A 20,297-nucleotide genomic window follows, 5' to 3' on the forward strand; every position below is an offset into this window, starting at 1 on the left:
TCCTCCTTAATATTTCCATGAACCGTACTCTTTTTCTTCCGTTTTAGGCTTGGAATCTTCTTCGAGTAGTAGTTCCGCTTCGCTGCAGATGTCGTCAATTCGCTTCATCCAGGCCTCAGCAACATCGACAAAAACCGCGATGTCGTCTTCGAAATTTTCGACTTCGCGCAACGGTAACTCAAATTTGCGCTGCAATACCAGAGTTTGTGTCTGTTTGTCGAGTGCAAAGGTAGAACCGTTTGAAATCCGCCAGAAGAAGTTTGCTTCCAGTAAAATCCCTAAAACTAACTCTTTAGCCGCAAATGGGACGACGCTGATGTACGCATACACGATGAGTTCATGGCGCTCCTCATCGAGCTCTAGATTGAGTACAATTTTTTCATCTAAGAGGATTAAACATCGGTTATTCGCGTCTAGTTCAAGGGGTAAATCGAGCACTTTCCCCAGTTGCCTCAGTAAACCATTGACTTCCGTTTTGTCCTCCGCGTTTCCCATCTTCCCTGTGCCCTGACGGAGATAAAATTGATTTTTACAATTTTCGCAATAAAAAAACGCCAAATTAACATTGGCGTTTCGTCGTTTAAAATGTGGGGCCTTTAGTTTGCGATCACGAGGCTTGGAACAGCCGTATTGGGATCTCCAGAGAGAAGGTCAAATAGGTGCTTAAGAAGCATAAATGTGGTCTTTGAATCGAGATCATTATCGGCGATATAGAACCACTTACCGCGATGCCGGACACAAACCGCTGAATTTTTGGGTGCTTGGCGTTCTGTCGAACAGAGTACATGGAGCCATTTTCCAGAAAGTTGATGTTCCCAGTCGAAAATACTACCATCTTTGGCGATTGTTTGGCTAACTAAACCGTTGACGACATCTTCCTCCGGTACTTGGACTGCATGGGAGAGGAAGAATAAAATCTCCATGAGGGAGCGTGTTCGCACAAGAAGGTCTTTTCCACTTCCGAGATGAGAAAAATTCGAAGTAAGCTTAAACTCAGATTTTTCGGGATTTAGCTCGAGAGATTTCTTTAATTCGAGGATATCGGATTGCTTGGGGTCATTGGAATTAAACCTCATAATCAGGTCTTTATCCGGTCCCAAAACAAGTTTTATGCCCTTATACAGACGTTTCAACTCTTTAACATACTGTGCCAAAGGGGTGTCCTGTTGGGATGATAGAGATGGCAAACCAGTAATTTCCTGACTAACCATTTTCCTCACTCCATGGACGAAATAGTCCCAGATTTGTGAACACTGCCGAAGAAACGCATTACCGGGGACAGGGCCCAGAGTTTCCTCAAGATCCTTACGACCAACACCGAAAATGAGCAGATCTTCTTTATAGAGATGGTTCAATAATTTAACGCATTGCTCAAAGGACTCGTATTCCGGAGGGCGTTTGGGGGTGGGCCCGGAGGCCTCCGAAGCATTATCGAGCCGATTAAGTCGCTCGACACAAATGTTAAACACGCGCTTAGGCGACCAACCGGTTTGAATGAGTCCTAGAACGAGTGGGATCGGAATGGGTGTCGCAATCGCTTTGGTGAATTTTTCCCCTTTTAGTGGAGAGAATGTGATACTGGGATTTTGGAAATTTTCCATGTAGGCGACGCCGAGCGAGACGTCGAAATTGCCGTGCTTACTAATTTTAGAGCCCTGAGGACCGACACGCGTCGTGAATTTGCGATTTTCAACAATGTTGCTCACCTCGAGGAAACAGGTCGTCTCGCGATATTTTAAGCGTACGAGATTTAATAATAGCTGCTCGTTATCGGTTTTAACGATACTCTCGTTATAACTCGGTTTGACCTCCTGAATCACCTTAGGACCAACCGATTCACAGCCACCAAGTAGCAATAGCGCGCCCACACAGCCACCCAACTTCCCCAATCTACTTACTGATCTCATCTTTACAGAACCCCGGCGATTCTGAAGAAGTATCAATTTGTTGTCAACGCCAATTGGGCATTGAAAGCGCTCTTAAAAAGAGAATGGCGCGTTGTGTTTTCGAAGCGCTTGAGAAAAGTAGAGAGAGGCGATCATACGATACTGTGCGTCAACTGACGGAGCACCTTTGACACCAAGTTCTTGGAGGATGATTTCCAAAAGACACTCACTATAACTTTCACCGTCGACTTCTTCGAGTTCTGTTAATTTTGCAGCAACTGCCTTAGCATCGGCAGGCGGTGGTGTCAATTTTTGCGCTAGAAAGAGCACCTCATAAGCACCATCGTCAGTCTTGAGTATAGATGAGACTTCGCCATTATGGAGCGACTGTAGCGCCTCTTGTTCTTCCGGTGAGAGCTTTAACTCAGAACGCTTTTTTTGTTCAAAAACTTCGATTGTTCCATCGTTTTCCTTAATGTCGTTTCGGAATTTTTCCAACGAAAGATCGTTAGCAACCCATGACTGGTGCAGCGATTCAATTTTTTCAGATAATTGTGCCTTTGCCTCTGAGTAGCGATAATCGTCAATGACACGATCACGGACACTTTCGAGCGGCGAATACAATGACGGAATGATGTCACGGGAAAAGAGGACGCATACTTGTTGTTGGTTATCCAATACTGGATCGGAGTAATAACGATCGTCAGCATTGAGCTGAGAACACTGTGATAAGACCGCTGCGGAAAATTGTTTATGGTTGCCGAGTTGATCTAACGCAACGGGCTCGAGATTGTGTATTTTCAATCCATTTTGTTCAAGCAATTGCGTAAATTCGAGTGAGTGAGGCGCGATATTTTTCTCGTAAAGCTCATAGACGAATTGATCGGCCGCATGCATGGCCCGCTGACGCGTTTCTTGGTTTTGGTAAGACCTGACGATTGCCTGCTTGAGCTCCTCAGATCCCTCTTCCATGCCCGTAAATTCTGAAGCGTGTTCCTGATAAAATGCCTTTAACGTTTCTTTTGAAGGTGTTGGCAAATCGGCTAGGAACTGCTCGTTAGAAAACACAACATAATCCAAAACAATCTGTTCGCTGAGTTTGTAATCTTCACGGTGTTGTTCGAAGTATTCCTTGAGTTTCGCTTCGTCGACAGCAATGGTTTCTAAATTTTCGGGAATCTGAAAACATGCGACAGCACCGTCGTAGCGTTGGTCTTCGATCGATAATAGATACCGCGCCTCTGCCGGTAGTGCAACACCACGACCCAGGAGGAGATTTTCGACGGCAGCACATCGGTAATCGTTGCGAACAGTTTGTTCTAAAATTCCTTGTTGAAATGCATCGTGACTAAACTCTTCGATGCAGTCGTTGTACCGGTTGACGTCAAATTTCCCCTGAGCGTCTTGAAATGCGGGGTAATGCTCAACAAATTGCTCAATCTGGGTTTTGTTGGGCTCCGGGATGCCGAGTTGATCCGCGAGTTTTAGCTCAACCAACCGTGTAAATAGCGCAAATTCGCGCATCTGAGGAAGCCAAAGAAAAATCTGTCGCAGCTGTGTACTTAACTCTGTTTCACGTTGCCACTGCGCAAGCGTTTGCCGAGATCCGAGGTCAATGCCGCAAAATTTTTGGTGCCATTGTCGCCCACGACCGATACCGGGCGACGAACCAACCGTAAAAACGAAACTAACGACGACGGCGACGAGAAGAAGGCCAAATAGCCATCGTTTTTGTAGAATCCTTCCAAGGGATGAAATCATAACTTCAGGCGCTCGACGATAAAATCTCTAGAAATTTTTCAAGCTTAACTCTTTTGTGTTTCGGGTGTCGGAGCGTTGCCCTTAAAGTAGTGAAAAATTTCAAATTGATCGCTGAGGATGTCAGAGGCCGGGCTCATAGCGTATTCATCGAGATCCTTCCAAACCTCAATGGCGAGCTTATAAAGGCCCTCGTGGTCTGCATTCCCCGGACAAATCTCGGCTTTTAGGGGATCGATTTTTTTAATAAAATTGGGATCGACGCGAAGGTGCCAAACCTCGGTGCCACTGGCAGTTTTGAGTGGAATTGCAATGTTTTGAGCGACGCGTTCATCGACGCCCTCAAGTTTGAGGTGGTTCATGAGGGTTGTTGTCATGATGACGCGATCTTCGTTGCAAACGCCGAGTTGACGTGCTTTAAGCCCGAGAAGAAACGCATTCGAAACCTCTGCGGCTGTGACCGCAAAAACCGCTAGTGCAATCATGGTCTCGATAATCACTGACCCTTGCCGCTTCCTCATGCGCTAACGCTAGCAAATTCCCTGAAAAACGCAAGTGTGATCAGCGATCGTAACGTTGTTGGTAGGTACGTAATTCCGAGGCGAGCGCAATGAGTTGATCAAACTGCTCTGGTGTCATACGCCATTGCCAATTGTGGCCAATCGTTCCCGGGGTGTTTAATCGTGCTTCGGAGCCGAGTTTTAAGAGGTCCTGTACGGAAAGCATCGCCAAAAAGCAGGGCGCGCGGTAGGCCTCAGTGATCCACTTCCACGTCAGTTGCGTATCGTTGATTCCAAAGTACTGTCGGACTTGATCATGAGTTGCCTCGTCGCAGTGTTGATACCAACCCAAGAGCGTATCGTTATCATGTGTGCCAAGATAGAGAACATTATGGCGCTCTAAGTTATGAGGTAAGTAATGATTTTTCGGATCGCCAGAAAAGGCGAATTGTAGGACGCTCATCCCTGGAAGTCGGAGTTTTATTTTGAGCTGTTCTGCGCTTGTATCGACATCGCCCAAATCCTCAGCAATCATCGGTTGGTTTAAAAATGGCTTTAAGACCTCCGCGCCATGAGCTTTGGCCCAAGTCCCTCGAGTCGCATCAGACGCGTTCGCGGGAATTTTCCAAAAGCGATCTAATCCCCGAAAGTGATCTAAGCGTACGACATCAAAAAGCTCGAAGTTACGCTCTAGCCGCTGATGCCACCATCGATAGCGATCGCTTTTTAAAAATGCCCAGTCGTACACAGGATTGCCCCAGAGTTGCCCCGTGGGTGAAAAATAGTCCGGCGGGACTCCAGCGACATACCGAGGGCGCCGCTGGCGATCGAGCAGAAAATTTTGGGGATTAGCCCAGACATCCGCACTGTCATATCCAGGAAACATCGGAAGATCACCGATAATTCGAACCTGATGATCATTGGCGTATTTTTTGAGGCGAAACCACTGCTCATGTGCAACGTATTGCAATGCCAAATAGCCATTGCAAACGGGCGTTAAGAATTCGGGTAGAGCGCAATTTTTATCCCAAAAGATTGGGTCCCATTGATGCCATTCCTGTCCCTTAAAATAATGCTTCAGCGCGGCAAATTTAGCGTAATTTTCGAGCCAATGGTGATGATGTTTGAGGAATTTTGGAAATGTTTCCTTTTTACGAATTTGCTCATAGAGTGTGGTGCCTAAGAAGGAAATTTGATCTTGGAGCCACTGATACCAGCCACAAAAGTTGACGGCAGCTGCATTGGAAGATACTGGTGGGGCGATCCCGATGGCTTCGTAATCGATGAAATAGGGGTTAAGGGCGAAAGAGGCGATCGGTTGATAGGGTGAATCGCCGTAGCCGGTGGGTCCCAGAGGGCAGACTTGCCAGTAGCGCATACCCGCAGAAGAGAGGAAGTCGACAAATTGATACGCGGTTTCTCCGAAATTCCCAATGCCGGTTTCACCCGGTAAACTCGAAATGTGCAAAATGACGCCAACCGCGCGCTCTTCACTCCATTGTCGCTCCACGGCGATATTTTAAATTAGAAAAAATCCGAAGCAAATAAAATCTCCCGCCGGAGGTAGACGCCATACGTTTCAAAAACTTTTTGGCGACAAGTTTTGAGCAAGTATTTGACGTCATCTGGTGTCGCATTTCCGGTATTGACGATGAAGTTGGCGTGCCGTTCGGAGACTTTTGCATCTCCGTGGGCGAGACTCTTAAGTCCGCATTGATCGACCAGGGAACCTGCGGAACTCTGTGGTGGATTTTTAAAAATACACCCGATATTGGGTTCTCTAGGTTGTGATTGCTCCCTCCGTGTGCGCGAGCATTTCATCGTGGCGATAATTTCTTCTGGAGATTGCCGCTGACTTTGAGAAAAGTCGAATTGGGCACTTAAAATAATACCGTCTCTAAAACCTTGGCGATAAGAATGTTTGATCATAGACTTCGTGTGCCGTTCCAATGTGTTTCCATTAAAAGGCAGTACTTCGAGCTCCGTGAGTCGGTTGAAAATCTCTTGCCCATACGCCCCAGCGTTCATACGCAGGGCGCCCCCAAGTGTTCCGGGAATGCCTGCCAGTGATGCATAGCCAGCGATTCCAACTTTTGCCAAACAACGGCAAAAATAGGGGAGGGGGAGATTCGCAGAGGCAATAACGCGATTCTCTAGAATCTGGATTTCGCGGGGGAGTTGTCGCAGCGAGACAAACACGCCCTCATCGTAGTCCAAAAGCACATTGGTTCCGTTGCCCAAAAGCATCCATTTCACTTGATATCGCTTTAGCGCCACATTCAAGCGCATAAGTTGCGTTTTGTCGTTGGGAAAAATCAGGAGACGCAGCTGTCCGGCGATATGGATACTCGAAAAAAATCGGGATGAAACGTTGGTTTGATAGGGAATATTTTCCTGAGCAAGCCACTGAATCAGTGATTCAATCCGTTGCTCTCGGAACCAGCGTTCTGCCTGAGCATGAATACTCCCCGCACCAATAAGTACCACCGCTTGGTTTTTTTTATTCGGCTTCCGAAGTTTGCGAACGTGTGGGATGAGCCGAACATTGTGTTGCTGCGGAAGTTTTTTGAAAATTGTTTCAGATTTCCCCGATGAAATCAATTGTTCTCCGGCGGCATAGACCGGCAGCAGATCGACCTGTCGCGTTCCCAAAATATCAGCAAACTCTTGGGCATATTGTGCCGTACGAGTATAGCGATGGGGTTCGAATACGAATGCGACATCTTTATAGCGCGACTCCATCGATCGCATGCAGTGTAAAACCTCCGTCGGATGATGAGCGTAATCACTCCAATAATCAACCTCATCAAGTGTTCCCAAAAACTGATTACGCCGAGCGATCTTGTTAGACTGCCTGTGAGAAAAGTCGATTGCAATTTTCGGATCCTTTGCGTGCAACCAATATAGCACAGCATAGGCCAGCCGCTGATTTTCCGTTAGAGAATCATTTTGAGGCCATGTAATTTCAGAAAGAGAATCGAAAATTTCCGAGTTTGAGCTCCCGAAAAAAACATGGTCAATGATTTTCCCATGAAGCCCGGCCCGATCGGCGATAGCGTACAAACGCGAATCGTTTTCGGGAAAAATGACGACGCCACGTGTATTCTGAAAAAGTGTTTGAAATGTGGCATCGAGCTGTGCGGAGTTTCCATAATTCACGAGATGATCATCCTCAAGGTTGAGCGCTACCGTTATGTCGGGATGATAATCTTCGACGGTCCGATCGCTTTCATCAACTTCACAAATGAGGTATGGATCATCGGGACGATACTGTGCGGGACTTTTTCTAAAAGAATCCTGAAAGTAACCACCGAGAATATAGCCGCATTCTGGAAGATGATCGATCAGTAAACCTGTTGTCGTTGTTTTCCCGTGGGAGCCTGTAACCGCGATCATCTTTTTGTCTCTGCAGAACTGCGCTAGTAACTGGCCACGCTTGATTTGTTGAATTCCTTGTCGAGTGGCCATCTGCCGCCATGGATGAGCTTCAGCAATGGCACTCGAGTAGACAACAAGGTCAATGCTCTTTGGAAACTGCGTACAAATTATAATTTCCTCACGTTCGAAAATGGGCCCCCATAGCGACGTATCGCCATCGTCAAAGCCATAAATTGTGTGCCCCTGTTGTCGTAAGTAGAGCGCCAACGGTGCCATTCCCATACCACCAATACCCAGAAATAAAAATTGCTTGCGCATGCCCACCGCTTCGCCATGAATCAACGCGGGAAATTCCGCATGGCGAGGATAATCGACGGTAAAATAATCGCAAATGATATTTTAACTGAAATTAAACAAACCGTCAATCGTTGTACTCGTCCGCCACATGTTGTTTTTATCCGTGTTGGTGAAGATCCGGCGTCGGTTATTTATGTCAATCGAAAGCAGAAGGTTGCTTATGAAGTTGGGATTCGGAGCACAACATTGACTTTCCCAGCGGATGTTACGCTAACAGAACTTCTGGCAACAATTGACAGGTTGAATCGCGATCCGGAGGTGGACGGGATTTTAGTCCAAGCGCCATTGCCAAGGGAGGCGATACAACGCGCAGCCTTTTTAGCGCTCGATCCCCAGAAAGACGTCGATGGATTTCATCCCTACAATGTGGGGTTGTTGGCACAGGAAGATGATCAGGGATTTATTCCTTGTACGCCGGCCGGAATTTTAGAATTAATTCGCTCCACAAGACAAGACTTTACCGGTCGACATGCCGTTGTTTTAGGCCGAAGCAGTATTGTTGGAAGACCTATGGGAATGTTGTTAATGCAGCGGAAACCGTGGGGAAATGCAACTGTGACATTTTGCCATTCCAAGACTCATAATATTGCGCATTACACACGAGAGGCAGATCTTCTTGTTGTCGCTATTGGTCAACCCCATTTTGTGACGGCTGATATGGTGAAGTCCGGTGCAACAGTGATCGATGTGGGTATTAACCGTATTGCCGATCCACAGCGATCTAAAGGATATCGCGTGGTTGGTGATGTCGATTTTGAACATGTCCAAGAGGTTGTAGATTTCATCACTCCGGTCCCCGGCGGTGTGGGACCGATGACGATCGCGATGTTAATGAAAAACACATTGCTTGCTTATCAGCGCCATGCTTGTTGCTGAAGTTGCGATTTTTGCGCCACTTCTGCGCCCATTGACGTATCAGGTTTCGGATGAATTGCTTCATACGCTGAAGATTGGGGCTTTGGTCAACGTCTTTGTGGGGCGTTCGAAAAAGGTGGGTCTTGTGATTGGGATCCAAGAGCTCGAACAGCCGCCGACTTATCTCGTGAAGCCGATCGTGAGCATGCTTTACGATGTCCCTGTGACCGATTCCCTGCTCATAGAGCTCTACCACTGGATTGAGCGCTATTATTTTGCCTCTTTTTCGGACGTTTTGGAGGCAGCTATTCCCCAGGCAATCCGAAAAAATACCGCGATAAAGCTCCAATCGTTACTTCATGCGGAGGAAAATGTGGGCCCAGATGCGAAAAAGTTCCCCAAGCAGTATGAAGCTTGGTGTTTCTTACGGCAAAATCCGGGGATGCGAAAGGAAGAGTTTCTTAAAAAATTCTCGCGTAATGTTTTTGATGCGCTTCTCAAGAAACACTTTTTGTACGAGGTGTTTCAACGCCAAGAGCGCCAGGTCTACGAGCAGCTTCTACCTCAAATTGGGATGACGGAAGCGGTAACATTAACAGAGCCACAACAAGAGGTTTGTGCAATCATTGGGCAAAATCTAGAAAAAAGAACTTTTGGCGTTTATCTCCTGCACGGAGTAACCGGTTCTGGAAAAACCGAGGTCTACATTAAGATGATCTCAAAAATCATCCATGAGGGTGGTTCCGTGCTTTACCTTCTTCCCGAAGTAACACTGACGGCACAGACTGTTAAAAAGCTCCGCCAGCGTTTTTCCAATATCCCAGTTCATGTTTGGCATAGCGGACTATCCGAAGGTGAGCGGCGCGATACCTGGTTTCACATCATGGATCATCCCGGAACGTTAGTCGTCGGCGCGCGATCAGCAATTTTTTTGCCCCTCAAAAATCTAAGGCTTGTCATTGTCGACGAGGAGCATGAACGTACTTACAAGCAAGAAGAAAACCCGCGTTATCATGGACGTGATGTTGCCGTTTATCGGGCTAAACTCGCACAAGCGACCTGTATTTTAGGCTCTGCGACGCCTTCACTCGAGTCCTACTACAACGCATCGAAAGGAAAATATACATTAGTCACGCTGCCGCAACGCGTCGATCACCGCGCATTACCGCAAGTTACGATCGTTGATATGCGCTACGAAAAAGGGGCGGCTTTTTCAAAAATCTTGCAGGATAAAATGGGGGAGCGTTTCGAACGTCAGGAACAGGTGATGCTTTTTTTGAATCGCCGAGGGTTTGCGCCGACTGTTTTATGCCCGTCTTGCGATTATGTAGCGACGTGTCCGCATTGTAGTATTCCTCTAACTTACCACAAGTCGCGACAAACACTCCTATGCCATTTTTGTGGATATGAAACTGCGCCTACAAAAGTATGCCCAAAATGTGGCGCTCCGGAAATTCTTTACCGCGGGCTAGGAACGCAGCGCGTCGAAGAGGTTGTCCAAAAAATTTTTCCGCAAGTACGCTTTGCACGTCTGGATTCGGATATTCTCCAGAAAAAATACGCTTTTATTGAGGTTTTAGAGCGATTTCAAAAACGTGAACTCGATCTATTGATCGGTACGCAGATGATCGCCAAGGGCCTCGATTTTCCCAACGTAACGCTTGTAGGGCTTATCAATGCCGATGGGAGCCTTTCGCAACAGGATTTTCGGGCTAATGAGCGGACTTTTCAGCTCTTAGTCCAGGTTGCAGGACGTTCTGGGCGCGGCGACCTCCCCGGTGAAGTTGTTGTCCAAACGCGGATCCCGGGAAATGAGACGCTTTATTTTGCTAAAAATACCGATTACAGCGCATTTTTCGAAAAAGAACTTACGGAGCGCGAGATGTTCCACTATCCCCCATGTCGGCATATGATCGCACTTCATATTTCGAGTCGAAATGCGTCGCTTGCTGAGCTATGGAGTCAGGATTTTTTAAAAAAAACACTGCAACCATCATATAGTTGTTTTCCACCGCAAACGGATATCCGTGGCCCTGTGCCATCGCCGGTTGAAAAGGTCCAAGATCGCTACCGCTTCGTTCTTTACTTTTTAACGCCGCAAGTCAGTCGCACGGTTCAAACGCTCAGAGCTCTTCTTGAAACGTGTACAATTCCTAAAGAAATTACACTAGCGTGGGATGTCGATGCCTACGACTTTTCTTAACTAAATTTTCAGTAACAGACAAACGGCATAACAGGCAATCGCCTTGTCGCCACCAATACTATCCAGTCCTTCATTGGTTTTCGCCTTAATGCTGATATTGTGAGGTTCCGTATCGAGGATTGGTGCGAGATGATGACGCATCGCAGAGGTGTAGGGAGCCAATACAGGTGCTTGGGCGATGATGGTTGTATCGATATTGCTGATTTGATAGCCTTTGGGTTGGATCATTTCTGCGAACACCGTACGCAACAAACCGCATGAATTTTCACCTAACAGCTTTGGATCTTGATCGGGGAAAGTTTGCCCAATATCCGGAAGCGCAAGGGCCCCAAGTAAAGAGTCGATAATCGCATGGCAAACAACGTCGCCGTCCGAATGCCCTAATAATCCCCTAGGGTAGTCGATGTGTTGCCCTCCGAGGACTAGTACTCGCCCCTCAACGAGACGGTGAATATCGTAACCATGGCCAACTCTCAGCTCCATCGTTCGATAATTTTTAGGGCGGCAGCGTAGGTATCCGGTAGCGGCGCGTCAATGGTGTAGTTGTTACCACACAGAGGGAATGAAACGGAGCTCAAGTGAATCATTACGGAGTCGTAAATGGGCTCGGGCGGACCTTTGCGATTTTCTTTGACGTGCGACTTTAAATCAGAAAGCGAAGGAATGGGAGTTGTATTGTAAAGGGACTCTCCGAGGACCGGAATTCCAACTTCGTACGCGTGAATTCGGATTTGGTGTGGGCGGATAAAATGCGTTTCTGCTGACCAAAGCGTGAAAGATTTGCCGATATTGTTCTGCTTTTGAAACTTCGTTTGGGCCTGTTTCCCCATCCGGTGTGAGATTTTCATACCGTTGCCATCAGCACTCTTTGCAATGGGCAAAGAACATGTAATGGATTCCTCCAGTACCTGTTTTTGTGCCAGTACGGTCCAATGGAATGTAAACTGCTGCGACCCATAAGCATTGCGCAACTCGCATAGACTTCCTTTATTTTTTGCATAAAGCACTACACCACTTAACTCCGGATCGAGGGGATAGATTCCTTGCGGAAAAATTTCGTTGGGATGCTTCAACACCCCCTGCCAACCATCAGTAGCATCAAGTACATGACGATGTGGCAGTTCCGTAAGCACGCAAATGACTTTGAGATCTCACACTTAAGAGACAATAAAGATTTACGTCAATGGGCGAGAATCTACACTCCGCAACGTGTCAAAGCGCCAGAATTACAGCGGATTTACCTTTATCGAGATGATTGCCATAATTGCGACGATTGCGTTAATATTACTTTTTCTGGGGCGTTTTCATTGGAAGAATGGGGAGCCGCGGCAAATTCAAATTGCGACAAAAATGGTGACCACGGTGCTCAACCAGGCGCGTCACGAGGCTATAAACCAAGGGTGCGATGTCTTTGTTGCTGTCGATTTGTCGACGACTTTCGCCCAGCGGCGCCTTGTGCAACTCGTACGTTCAGAGGATCATTGTCGCATCATCCGAGAAATTTTACTGCCGGAGCACTGTTTTATTTTAACGGCACAGGATCTAAAAATATTTAATTTAAGCGATTTCGATATGCCGGAGGAAGAGGAAGTGATTGTAGGATCCCAAAAGATTCTCGGTTATTGCATTCGCTTTGCCGAAAATGGTTCGCATGCGGGCGACGAGTCAAGCACCCTACTCGCACTAGGCTATGGCCATCGAAAATCGGGAAAAGATGAAGTAAAGATTGTTTTTGATCGCACCATTTCACCGGCTATTATTGTGGTCAACCGTTTTGGACGTACTTTTGTGTCTTCAAAAAACATTAATAAATGACGAAACGCGGATTTTCACTGCTTGAGGTTGTTTTGGCAATTGGGCTATTAGGGAGTGTTCTGGTTGTTCTGCTTGGTTATATGGTCGATTCGGCCAAAAATACACGGAATACTGCGGAAAAGATTTTGTTGCAAAATGCACAAAGAAATTTCGAAAATTACTTTCTTGTCGCCCGTAAGCCACTAATGTCAGAGGGAGAAACTTTATATTATGGCCGTCGCGGAGACTGTTGGCAACTCAACGCCCAGTCTGTAAACTTCGATGGAGAAGTTTTTCTGCTCAAACACATGAAGACAGAGCAATCGAAAAATATTGCGTTCATAACTTATGGACTGCTGCCGTGGAGTGCAGGCAATAGAAAGACCGTCAATAGTCATCCAACCGAAATCGTTCAGGCTGTTGCGGTATCGGATCTGGAAAATTGAGCAAGGAAAACACTTAAACTCATCATCGGTGTGGTTTTCGTTTGCCAAAGTACGTAAAGCCGTCAGCATCGGCTTTTCTTCGGGCATGTGGTGGAGTTGTTTTGAGGTTCTGCTCGGGTTTGTCCTGCTTTTTTACGGAGGTGGGCGCGTTTGTCGCAGCGCGTCGGCATTGGCTGTAGCATTGGGGGTAAGCCGCTTTGTGATTGGTATGACCCTAGTCGCGCTTTCGACTTCAGCTCCGGAGTTCATTACCTCGCTGTTAGCGACGATCGATCATCATCCAGAGCTTGTTTTAGGGAATGTTATTGGCAGCAATCTTCTCAACATCGGCTGTGCCGCGGGGTTGGTTGCGCTCATTTGTCCTTTTTCAATTACCTCACGCGTGATTGAGATTGAGATGCCATTTCTTTTCGGCGTCACCTTTGTCTTCGCGCTTCTTATATTGTTTTCAAAAGCCAATCTAATGGCGGGAGCTCTATCGCTATTGGTGGGTATCATCTATTTGTATCGCATCTGTAAGGCTGATGTTTTAGAAACACCGGAGGCCGTAGAGGCAATAAAAATTTCGGTAGGGTCCAGGCTCATATCGTTTGCCGTTGGGATTTTGGGTTTATTTTTAGGGGCACATTGGGTTGTTTCTGGTAGTCTCCATATGGCCCAAATGCTAGGGTGGAGCGATACTTGGGTTGGCTTGACAATTGTTGCGTTCGGAACGAGCCTTCCGGAGATCACGACCTCGCTTGTTGCAGCGCTTCGGGGGTACGGGTCAATTTGCACTGGAAACATCGTCGGATCGAATATTTTTAACATTCTTTTTGTCGCTGGTACCTGTGCGTGTCTTTGTCCGCTAACCACAAGTCAACACTGCATCCGCTGTCTCGCGCTTCCAGGTCTCATTTTCCTGACCGCGTTGTTATGGCGATTTTTTACGACAAAACGCGAGGTTTCGCGCTTTGAAGGTTTTTTGTTATTGGCGATCTATCTCCCTATCCTCTACGGCCTTCATGCACTTGAAGTGGCCTCAAGAGAAAATTTTTAATTTTTTAGAGCCAAGGAATATTATTCCATCCGTGCTGACGCTCTTGTTGTGAGAATTCATAAAGGATCGGAAGCAATATTTGGGCTCTATTAAAGATCCTGTTGATTTGTTCTATGACAGATCTGATAGTGGCTAGGGTGATAGCGATGAGCGCAGAAATGTCAGGAGTATTTGGAAGCATTCTTAGTGTTTGATCCAATGAACGTACCCGATTATTGAGAGCTTCAAGTGTTCCATGGAAAGTTTTGAGCCACAAGATGCAGTCCACATAGGCACTTTGTGCGGTATTTTTTGGAAGTTGTCGTAGTTTATCCAGGCAATCTTCATAACAAAGCTTTAAGATTTCTAAATCATGGGCGTCGAGACCGGGTTTATTATTAATGCGAACGATCGATCGAATTCCATCTTGAATGCTTTGAATATCGTCTCGAAGGGTTTCAAGTTCATTTTGGAGTGTCCGTGAAAAGGTCGCACAAGTATTGAGTGCACCATGAACACGGATGTAACGTCGAATGTCATCGGCTGTCCAAATACGAACTTCGGGATCGGTGTTCCCTTGAGAAAGCGTGCTGGCGGTAACCGGCGGCGTTTTGACTGCCGGAGCTTCTTTGGGAAGAGAAACAACTTGAGTATCTTGCATCTGCGGTGTTACTGAAGCGGTTTGCAACTGGATATGCTCGCCGCTGACGAAATGCGCAGAAAAGCCCAAGAAAAATAGCGAAAGGGTGAAATGTTTCATTACACGATAATATAAAAATTAATTGTAAAAAGTAAAATATATTGATTAAAATTTAGCAATTTGGCGGTGTTTTTTCATCGTTGACGTTGCCAGGCCGCGATTTGTATAGTAGGGCCTATGGGAGTTTCTTTTGTCCATCTACACGTGCATACGGATTATAGTTTGTTGGATGGTGCTTGCCGGATGGACCGCCTGTTCGCGCGCGCCAAGGAGCTTGAAATGCCGGCGATCGCGATGACCGATCACGGAAATCTATTCGGAGTTCCCGATTTATTGCGTTATGGAAAGAAGTTTGACCTCCAACCCATCATTGGTTGCGAATTTTATACCACCTACGACCAGGATTATACCCAACGGGAAAAATTTCCACTTTATCATCTTGGCCTCCTAGTGATGAACGAAGCGGGATACAAAAATATCTCCAAACTGGTTTCGCTCGCGCACACGCAGGGATTTTACTACAAGCCGCGTATTAATTGGCAGGCGATTGAACAGCACGCAGAGGGCCTCATTTGTCTAACAGGATGCTATCAGGGATACCTATCCTCGATGGCGTTACAAAATCGTGAAGATTTAGCGCAGTCGGGCCTCGAATGGTTGCTGAGGATTTTCGGCAAAGAGCGGCTTTTTATCGAAGTCCAAGAACATGGAATGCCGGAAACGCGAGCAACGATTCAACCGGCGCTTTTTCGTTTGGCGAAAGCGTACGATTTGCGGGCGGTCGCAACCAACGACTCACACTACGTGATGCAGGAGGATTGGGAGGCCCATGACGAACTTTTGTGTATTCAAACCGCATCCAAAGTCACCGATGTCAATCGTTTCCGGATGCCGATGCACCAGCTCTATCTTAAGTCGGCTGATGAAATGGCGGCGCTTTTTCCTCAAAATCCCGAAGTTATTGAAAATACACTGCTCATTGCTGACATGTGTCATTATGCGCTCAAATATGGCGAGAACCATTATCCGGTATTTCACCGCCCACAAAATGACGCGTACAAAGACAATCTCGAAATGCTTAAAATTCTTTGTTTAGAGGGGCTTCAGGAACGCTATAATTTGACCTATGTGGATCCGGGAACGCTAGATCCGAAAAGTCAACAGGGGGTTATTTGTAAACGTCTTGATTACGAATTATCGATCCTCATCAAGACTGGTTTTGTCGACTATTTTCTAATTGTTTGGGATTTTATCAATTGGGCAAAGGATCAGAAAATTCCTGTGGGTCCGGGACGAGGCTCCGGAGCGGGTTCGTTGATCGCTTATCTAATTCGAATTACCGATGTCGATCCTATCCGATTTGGGTTGTTATTTGAGCGTTTTTTGAACCCAGAGCGGGTTTCGCCACCAGACTTCGATATCGATTTTTGTATGCGTCGTCGCGGAGAGGTGATCGAGTATGTCCGCCGAAAATATGGGAGCGACCACGTCGGAAATATTATTACATTTGGCACGTTTGGGGCCAAAATGGTCATTCGTGACCTCTGTCGCGTCAACGATATTCCATATTCCGAAGCTAACCGAATCGCAAAAATGGTCCCCGATGACCTCAATATTTCTATCGAAGCGGCAGTCGAAAAATCGCAGGAACTGCAACAAGAGATCCGTATTAATCCTAAAATCGGTAAACTCCTCGAGGACGGAAAGATTATTGAAGGTACGGTTCGGAATACGGGGACGCACGCAGCAGGCGTGATTATTACCGAGGATACCGTCGAAAACATGCTTCCTGTAACCCTCCAGGATGGTGCGCTGACAACGCAGTACGCCAAGCAAGCAGTTGAAGATCTAGGACTCCTTAAGATGGACTTTTTAGGCTTAAAAACCCTAACGGTGATTGCCGATGCTGAAGCCTATATTCAAAAAATTCGCCCAGAGTTCAAAATCGATGCGGTTCCATTTGACGATAAAAAGACCTATCGGTTGCTCAACAGTGGTAATACCATCGGAGTCTTTCAACTTGGGGAATCGGCGGGAATGCGGGCACTCTGTAAGCGTTTTGCGATTGGGAGTGTTGAAGAAATCAGTGCGATCAGCGCCCTTTATCGCCCGGGGCCAATGGAGTGGATCAATGATTATATTGCCGGGAAGAAAGATCCAAAGAAAATCAAGTATCCACATCCGCTTCTCGAACCTGTTTGTAAGGAGACTTATGGGATTTTAGTTTATCAAGAACAGGTGATGGAAGCGGCCCGGGTCATTGCGGGATATACGCTTGGTGGTGCGGATATTTTACGGCGTGCGATGGGGAAAAAGAAAGTCGAGGTAATGAACGCCCAGCGCAGTGTCTTTATCGAGGGTGCGAAAAAATACCACGATATCCCCCAAGAAAAGGCGGAGGAAATTTTTTCCATACTCGAAAAATTCGCGGGCTATGGATTTAATAAATCTCATTCCGTGGCCTATGCTATCATCGCTTACCGCACCGCCTATTTGAAAGCCAATTACCCCGTCGAATTCATGGCCGCGATGCTCTCAGCCGAGTTGGGTAATGCCGATCGAGCAGCGTATTATATCGCGGAATGTGCCCGAATGAAAATCCCTTTGAGGAGCCCGGATATCAATCAATCGCTCCAAAGTTTTACACCGGATCACCAAGAAGGATGTATCCGTTTCGGTCTTGCGGCCATTAAGGGCGTTGGTGACGTCGCGGCGGAAAATATCATCCAAGAGCGGGAGGAGCACGGTACTTACAAGAACTTTTCGGATTTCATCACGCGCGTCGATTTACGGATCGTCAATAAGCGCGTTTTGGAGTGTCTCATCCACAGCAGCGCATTCGATAGCTTTGGGATCGATCGCCAGCACCTAGCGCAATCCCTCGAAAAAGTCATGAACGAAGCAGCATCGGTACAGAAAGATCGCGAGGCAGGGCAATTTCAACTGTTTAATTTTTTGGATGACAGGGCTACCGAAGACACGGCCCAAATGACGATTGATCAATCCGGGCCTAAGATGAGCAAAACGGATAAATTGAATTATGAAAAATCACTGTTGGGGTTTTATGTTACAGGACATCCGCTCGATGACTATCGTTCGGTACTCGACGCGATTGATACCGCCAAAAATCTTGAAGCAATCGGGGAAGAATTCCGTCTCTGTGGTGTTGTTTCATCGGTTGAAAAACGCATTACGAAAAAAGATAATCGTCTTTGGGCGAGTTTTCAGCTTGAGATGCGGATAGGGCAGCTTTCACTTAGTTGCTTCCCGAGTACTTTTGAAAAGTACGGCGATCTGCTGGTAGAGGGTAATATTGTGGTTGTAACGGGGACACATCGTGTAACCGAGGGCGACGAGCGCTTCACAATCCAGGAAATTATTACCGCTCCACAATTTCTCAGCCAACACACGCGACAGATTTTTTGGGAAATTTCGTCAAAAAATGCAACCTTCTTAGAACGAATTTACGACTACATTTCACAGCATACCGGGACAATGCGAAGTATTTTGTGCTTTAAAGATACCGGAATTCAACGGGCGATACCGGAAGTGCTCAATTGCCAGTTTGATTTCGACAAAATCCAGTCCCTGCAAATACCCTATCACATTGCCATAGAGTAACGTTACGGAAGCGGCGACCAAAGGTTGACATCTTTCGTTGTTTTTTTACAATAAATGCATGCTGGATGGGTTTAATCGAAGGGCGCTTTGGCGGCTATATTTTTTGATATTGACCCTTTTCCTACAGGGATGTGCACATGGTGATCGACAGCCAGTTGCAGAAGAAGTTTTGAGCGCGTCTAATCCTTCAAAAAAAATAATTGGCGAGTTTATTCCGGAAGTAGTTGTCGACGAAAAAAGTTTTGTACGCCCAAAAGAATCGCCATCAATCAGGATACTTATGCTCTTATGGCACGGTGAGACGGAAGTCGAAAAAGTTCTACTTTCGACATTAAAACAGTTGGGATATACCGTTGAGCGCAACACAATCGACGCAAAGCGTGATCTGAGCCGCTTGAAGCAAGAACTCCATAGCTTTAACGCCTATTCTCAGGATTACGATTATGTCTATGCCTCAGGGGCTGTTGCGGCATCACTTGCAATCACGTGTGCACAAGAGCAAACACCCGTTATATTTAGTGGGGTCGATTTCCCGATGGAGACAAGCCTTGATTTCAACCCCCTTTCAGATCAAGACAACGTATCGGGTATTGCGAATGCGGCACCAATCGAAGAACAGCTGCGCTACATCCAAAACATTGCCCAGCTCGCGCACCTCAAACTCAGCCGCCTGGCTGTTGTGGTAAACCTTAAAGAACAAAATTCTGTGGATACTTATAGGGCCTTAGAAAGAATTTGTTCCCTCGAAGGCATCGAGTTGCAGCAGTTTCAAATTGAAGAAAACGATAACGGTAAAAATCTCACCGATGCGCTTGAAAAGGAGAAATTTTCCTTCGATGCGATTTTCATCACAGGGGACGCACTGACAGATGCTCAGGCGGCGACGTTTTCAGAATTCACTAAAAAATCGACAATTTTAACGATCGCCGAACGGCTACAGACGATCCGCCAAGGCGCGGCGTGCTTTGGCGTAGTCACCGATCCACGGTCAATTGGAACGAAGGCGGCCAAAATAATTCACGCACACCGAGACCTCAGCATCGACTTCAAGCATATCCCGCTCCAGTTTGGATATTACGCGCCAGTATTTAACTCATTGGTTGGAAACCTCGGCCTTTCTGTAAACGAGTTGAAGCAAAAGGGTTTTGTGTTTGTTCCCCTAGCGAAACAAGACAATTTACACAGCTCTTTGTAGCGCCTGATCGAGGGTATGCCACGCGAGAGTAGCACACTTGATCCGCATGGGGAATTGTTTAACGCCAGCAAGTGCCTGTAAATCACCGCAGCCTTTTTCTGCTAACGACGCATCCTCTTGATTGAGCCACTGCTGGATTTTCGAAGAAAATTGCTGAGCCTCCGAAACGGTCATGCCTAAGATAAAATCGGTCATAATTGAACCTGATGCACGCGAGATTGCACAGCCTTGCCCGTAGAATTTAATGTCTACAATCTTTCCATCTTCAACGACAAGCGATACCTTAATCTCATCCCCGCAAGTTGCGTTGTAGCCCTCTGCTTGACATGTGGGGTTTTTTATGATCCCCTCGTGATGCGGGTGCCCACTGTGATCGATAATGATCTCCTGGTACAACTCGCTCACTTCACTCACGCCTGTATTCTTGCCGGAGAGAGTGCTAGTGCAAGTGGAAATTCGCGCATTCAAAGGTGGTTTCTTTGTTCTAAAAGTTATTCACATTGAATTGTTGATAACTTGGGAATATCTTCGGCTCTGCTCAAATGCCTATCGTAAAAAATGTTGTCGGGCGGGATAATTTTATGAA

17 protein-coding genes are annotated in these 20,297 nt (G+C 46.6%); 7 read left to right on the plus strand and 10 right to left on the minus strand.

Going from position 1 to position 20,297, the window contains the following annotated elements:
- Positions 1–6 precede the first annotated feature (6 nt).
- The 6 genes from LW808_004040 to murB all read right to left on the minus strand — a co-directional run bounded on the left by LW808_004040 (position 7) and on the right by murB (position 7,840).
- Positions 7–495 carry a type III secretion system chaperone gene (locus LW808_004040; protein ID UPA28437.1) on the minus strand — a complete coding sequence of 163 codons (489 nt, stop codon included), beginning with the start codon at positions 493–495 and terminating at the stop codon, positions 7–9.
- A 101-nt stretch (positions 496–596) separates the two neighbouring features.
- Positions 597–1,907, minus strand: coding sequence for a hypothetical protein (locus tag LW808_004045; GenBank protein ID UPA28438.1), 1,311 nt, complete (start codon positions 1,905–1,907; stop codon positions 597–599).
- Positions 1,908–1,979: 72 nt separating this feature from the next.
- Positions 1,980–3,647, minus strand: a complete 1,668-nt coding sequence (locus LW808_004050; GenBank protein UPA28439.1) for a hypothetical protein — start codon at positions 3,645–3,647, stop codon at positions 1,980–1,982.
- A 44-nt stretch (positions 3,648–3,691) separates the two neighbouring features.
- Positions 3,692–4,165, minus strand: coding sequence for a hypothetical protein (locus LW808_004055; protein ID UPA28440.1), 474 nt, complete (start codon positions 4,163–4,165; stop codon positions 3,692–3,694).
- Positions 4,166–4,205: 40 nt separating this feature from the next.
- On the minus strand, positions 4,206–5,654 hold the full coding sequence (gene malQ, locus LW808_004060; GenBank protein UPA28441.1) for a 4-alpha-glucanotransferase: 1,449 nt from the start codon (positions 5,652–5,654) through the stop codon (positions 4,206–4,208).
- 14 nt (positions 5,655–5,668) lie between these two features.
- Complete coding sequence (gene murB / locus LW808_004065; GenBank protein ID UPA28442.1) at positions 5,669–7,840, minus strand: UDP-N-acetylmuramate dehydrogenase; 2,172 nt, start codon at positions 7,838–7,840, stop codon at positions 5,669–5,671.
- 39 nt (positions 7,841–7,879) lie between these two features.
- Between murB and LW808_004070 the strand changes: the two genes are divergently transcribed.
- Entirely contained in the window at positions 7,880–8,755 is an 876-nt protein-coding gene (locus LW808_004070) for a bifunctional 5,10-methylenetetrahydrofolate dehydrogenase/5,10-methenyltetrahydrofolate cyclohydrolase (protein ID UPA28443.1), read from the plus strand.
- The gene (gene priA, locus LW808_004075) at positions 8,742–10,937 is read left to right on the plus strand and encodes a primosomal protein N' (GenBank protein ID UPA28444.1); all 2,196 of its coding nucleotides are present in this window, start codon (positions 8,742–8,744) and stop codon (positions 10,935–10,937) included. The genes LW808_004070 and priA overlap by 14 nt, the downstream gene beginning before the upstream one ends.
- Here priA and ispF read toward each other — a convergent pair whose 3' ends face one another.
- Both ispF and LW808_004085 read right to left on the minus strand, forming a co-directional pair.
- Positions 10,938–11,414 carry a 2-C-methyl-D-erythritol 2,4-cyclodiphosphate synthase gene (gene ispF, locus LW808_004080; GenBank protein UPA28845.1) on the minus strand — a complete coding sequence of 159 codons (477 nt, stop codon included), beginning with the start codon at positions 11,412–11,414 and terminating at the stop codon, positions 10,938–10,940.
- The gene (locus LW808_004085; protein UPA28445.1) at positions 11,411–12,070 is read right to left on the minus strand and encodes a hypothetical protein; all 660 of its coding nucleotides are present in this window, start codon (positions 12,068–12,070) and stop codon (positions 11,411–11,413) included. The genes ispF and LW808_004085 overlap by 4 nt, the downstream gene beginning before the upstream one ends.
- A gap of 76 nt (positions 12,071–12,146) precedes the next feature.
- Between LW808_004085 and LW808_004090 the strand changes: the two genes are divergently transcribed.
- Genes LW808_004090 through LW808_004100 form a run of 3 tightly spaced genes read left to right on the plus strand, consistent with a single transcriptional unit; the run spans position 12,147 to position 14,216 of the window.
- Positions 12,147–12,752, plus strand: coding sequence for a hypothetical protein (locus tag LW808_004090; protein ID UPA28446.1), 606 nt, complete (start codon positions 12,147–12,149; stop codon positions 12,750–12,752).
- Complete coding sequence (locus LW808_004095; protein ID UPA28447.1) at positions 12,749–13,177, plus strand: prepilin-type N-terminal cleavage/methylation domain-containing protein; 429 nt, start codon at positions 12,749–12,751, stop codon at positions 13,175–13,177. The genes LW808_004090 and LW808_004095 overlap by 4 nt, the downstream gene beginning before the upstream one ends.
- 28 nt (positions 13,178–13,205) lie before the next feature.
- The gene (locus LW808_004100; protein UPA28448.1) at positions 13,206–14,216 is read left to right on the plus strand and encodes a calcium/sodium antiporter; all 1,011 of its coding nucleotides are present in this window, start codon (positions 13,206–13,208) and stop codon (positions 14,214–14,216) included.
- A 4-nt stretch (positions 14,217–14,220) separates the two neighbouring features.
- Here LW808_004100 and LW808_004105 read toward each other — a convergent pair whose 3' ends face one another.
- Entirely contained in the window at positions 14,221–14,955 is a 735-nt protein-coding gene (locus tag LW808_004105; protein ID UPA28449.1) for a hypothetical protein, read from the minus strand.
- A 117-nt stretch (positions 14,956–15,072) separates the two neighbouring features.
- On the opposite strand from LW808_004105, the gene dnaE reads away from it, so the two are divergent.
- Both dnaE and LW808_004115 read left to right on the plus strand, forming a co-directional pair.
- Positions 15,073–18,516, plus strand: coding sequence for a DNA polymerase III subunit alpha (dnaE, locus tag LW808_004110; protein UPA28450.1), 3,444 nt, complete (start codon positions 15,073–15,075; stop codon positions 18,514–18,516).
- Between the two features lie 58 nt (positions 18,517–18,574).
- Positions 18,575–19,711, plus strand: coding sequence for a hypothetical protein (locus LW808_004115; GenBank protein ID UPA28451.1), 1,137 nt, complete (start codon positions 18,575–18,577; stop codon positions 19,709–19,711).
- Here the strand turns inward: LW808_004115 and LW808_004120 are convergent.
- Positions 19,694–20,125 (minus strand): SUF system NifU family Fe-S cluster assembly protein, encoded by a 432-nt coding sequence (locus LW808_004120; GenBank protein ID UPA28452.1) that lies wholly within the window; start codon positions 20,123–20,125, stop codon positions 19,694–19,696. The two genes, LW808_004115 and LW808_004120, sit on opposite strands and share 18 nt — an antisense overlap.
- Positions 20,126–20,297 lie beyond the last annotated feature (172 nt).

Source organism: Verrucomicrobiota bacterium, assembly GCA_021294815.2.
Lineage (GTDB): Bacteria > Verrucomicrobiota > Verrucomicrobiia > Opitutales > LL51 > LL51.

Bases quoted from the DNA above. Each gene is read 5' to 3' on its own strand.
- dnaE (UPA28450.1), top strand. From the start codon at position 15,073: ATGGGAGTTTCTTTTGTCCATCTACACGTGCATACGGATTATAGTTTG.
- LW808_004055 (UPA28440.1), bottom strand. From the start codon at position 4,165: ATGAGGAAGCGGCAAGGGTCAGTGATTATCGAGACCATGATTGCACTA.
- LW808_004070 (UPA28443.1), top strand. From the start codon at position 7,880: ATGGCGAGGATAATCGACGGTAAAATAATCGCAAATGATATTTTAACT.
- LW808_004040 (UPA28437.1), bottom strand. From the start codon at position 495: ATGGGAAACGCGGAGGACAAAACGGAAGTCAATGGTTTACTGAGGCAA.
- LW808_004105 (UPA28449.1), bottom strand. From the start codon at position 14,955: ATGAAACATTTCACCCTTTCGCTATTTTTCTTGGGCTTTTCTGCGCAT.
- LW808_004115 (UPA28451.1), top strand. From the start codon at position 18,575: ATGCTGGATGGGTTTAATCGAAGGGCGCTTTGGCGGCTATATTTTTTG.
- priA (UPA28444.1), top strand. From the start codon at position 8,742: ATGCTTGTTGCTGAAGTTGCGATTTTTGCGCCACTTCTGCGCCCATTG.
- LW808_004050 (UPA28439.1), bottom strand. From the start codon at position 3,647: ATGATTTCATCCCTTGGAAGGATTCTACAAAAACGATGGCTATTTGGC.
- LW808_004045 (UPA28438.1), bottom strand. From the start codon at position 1,907: ATGAGATCAGTAAGTAGATTGGGGAAGTTGGGTGGCTGTGTGGGCGCG.
- LW808_004095 (UPA28447.1), top strand. From the start codon at position 12,749: ATGACGAAACGCGGATTTTCACTGCTTGAGGTTGTTTTGGCAATTGGG.
- murB (UPA28442.1), bottom strand. From the start codon at position 7,840: ATGCGCAAGCAATTTTTATTTCTGGGTATTGGTGGTATGGGAATGGCA.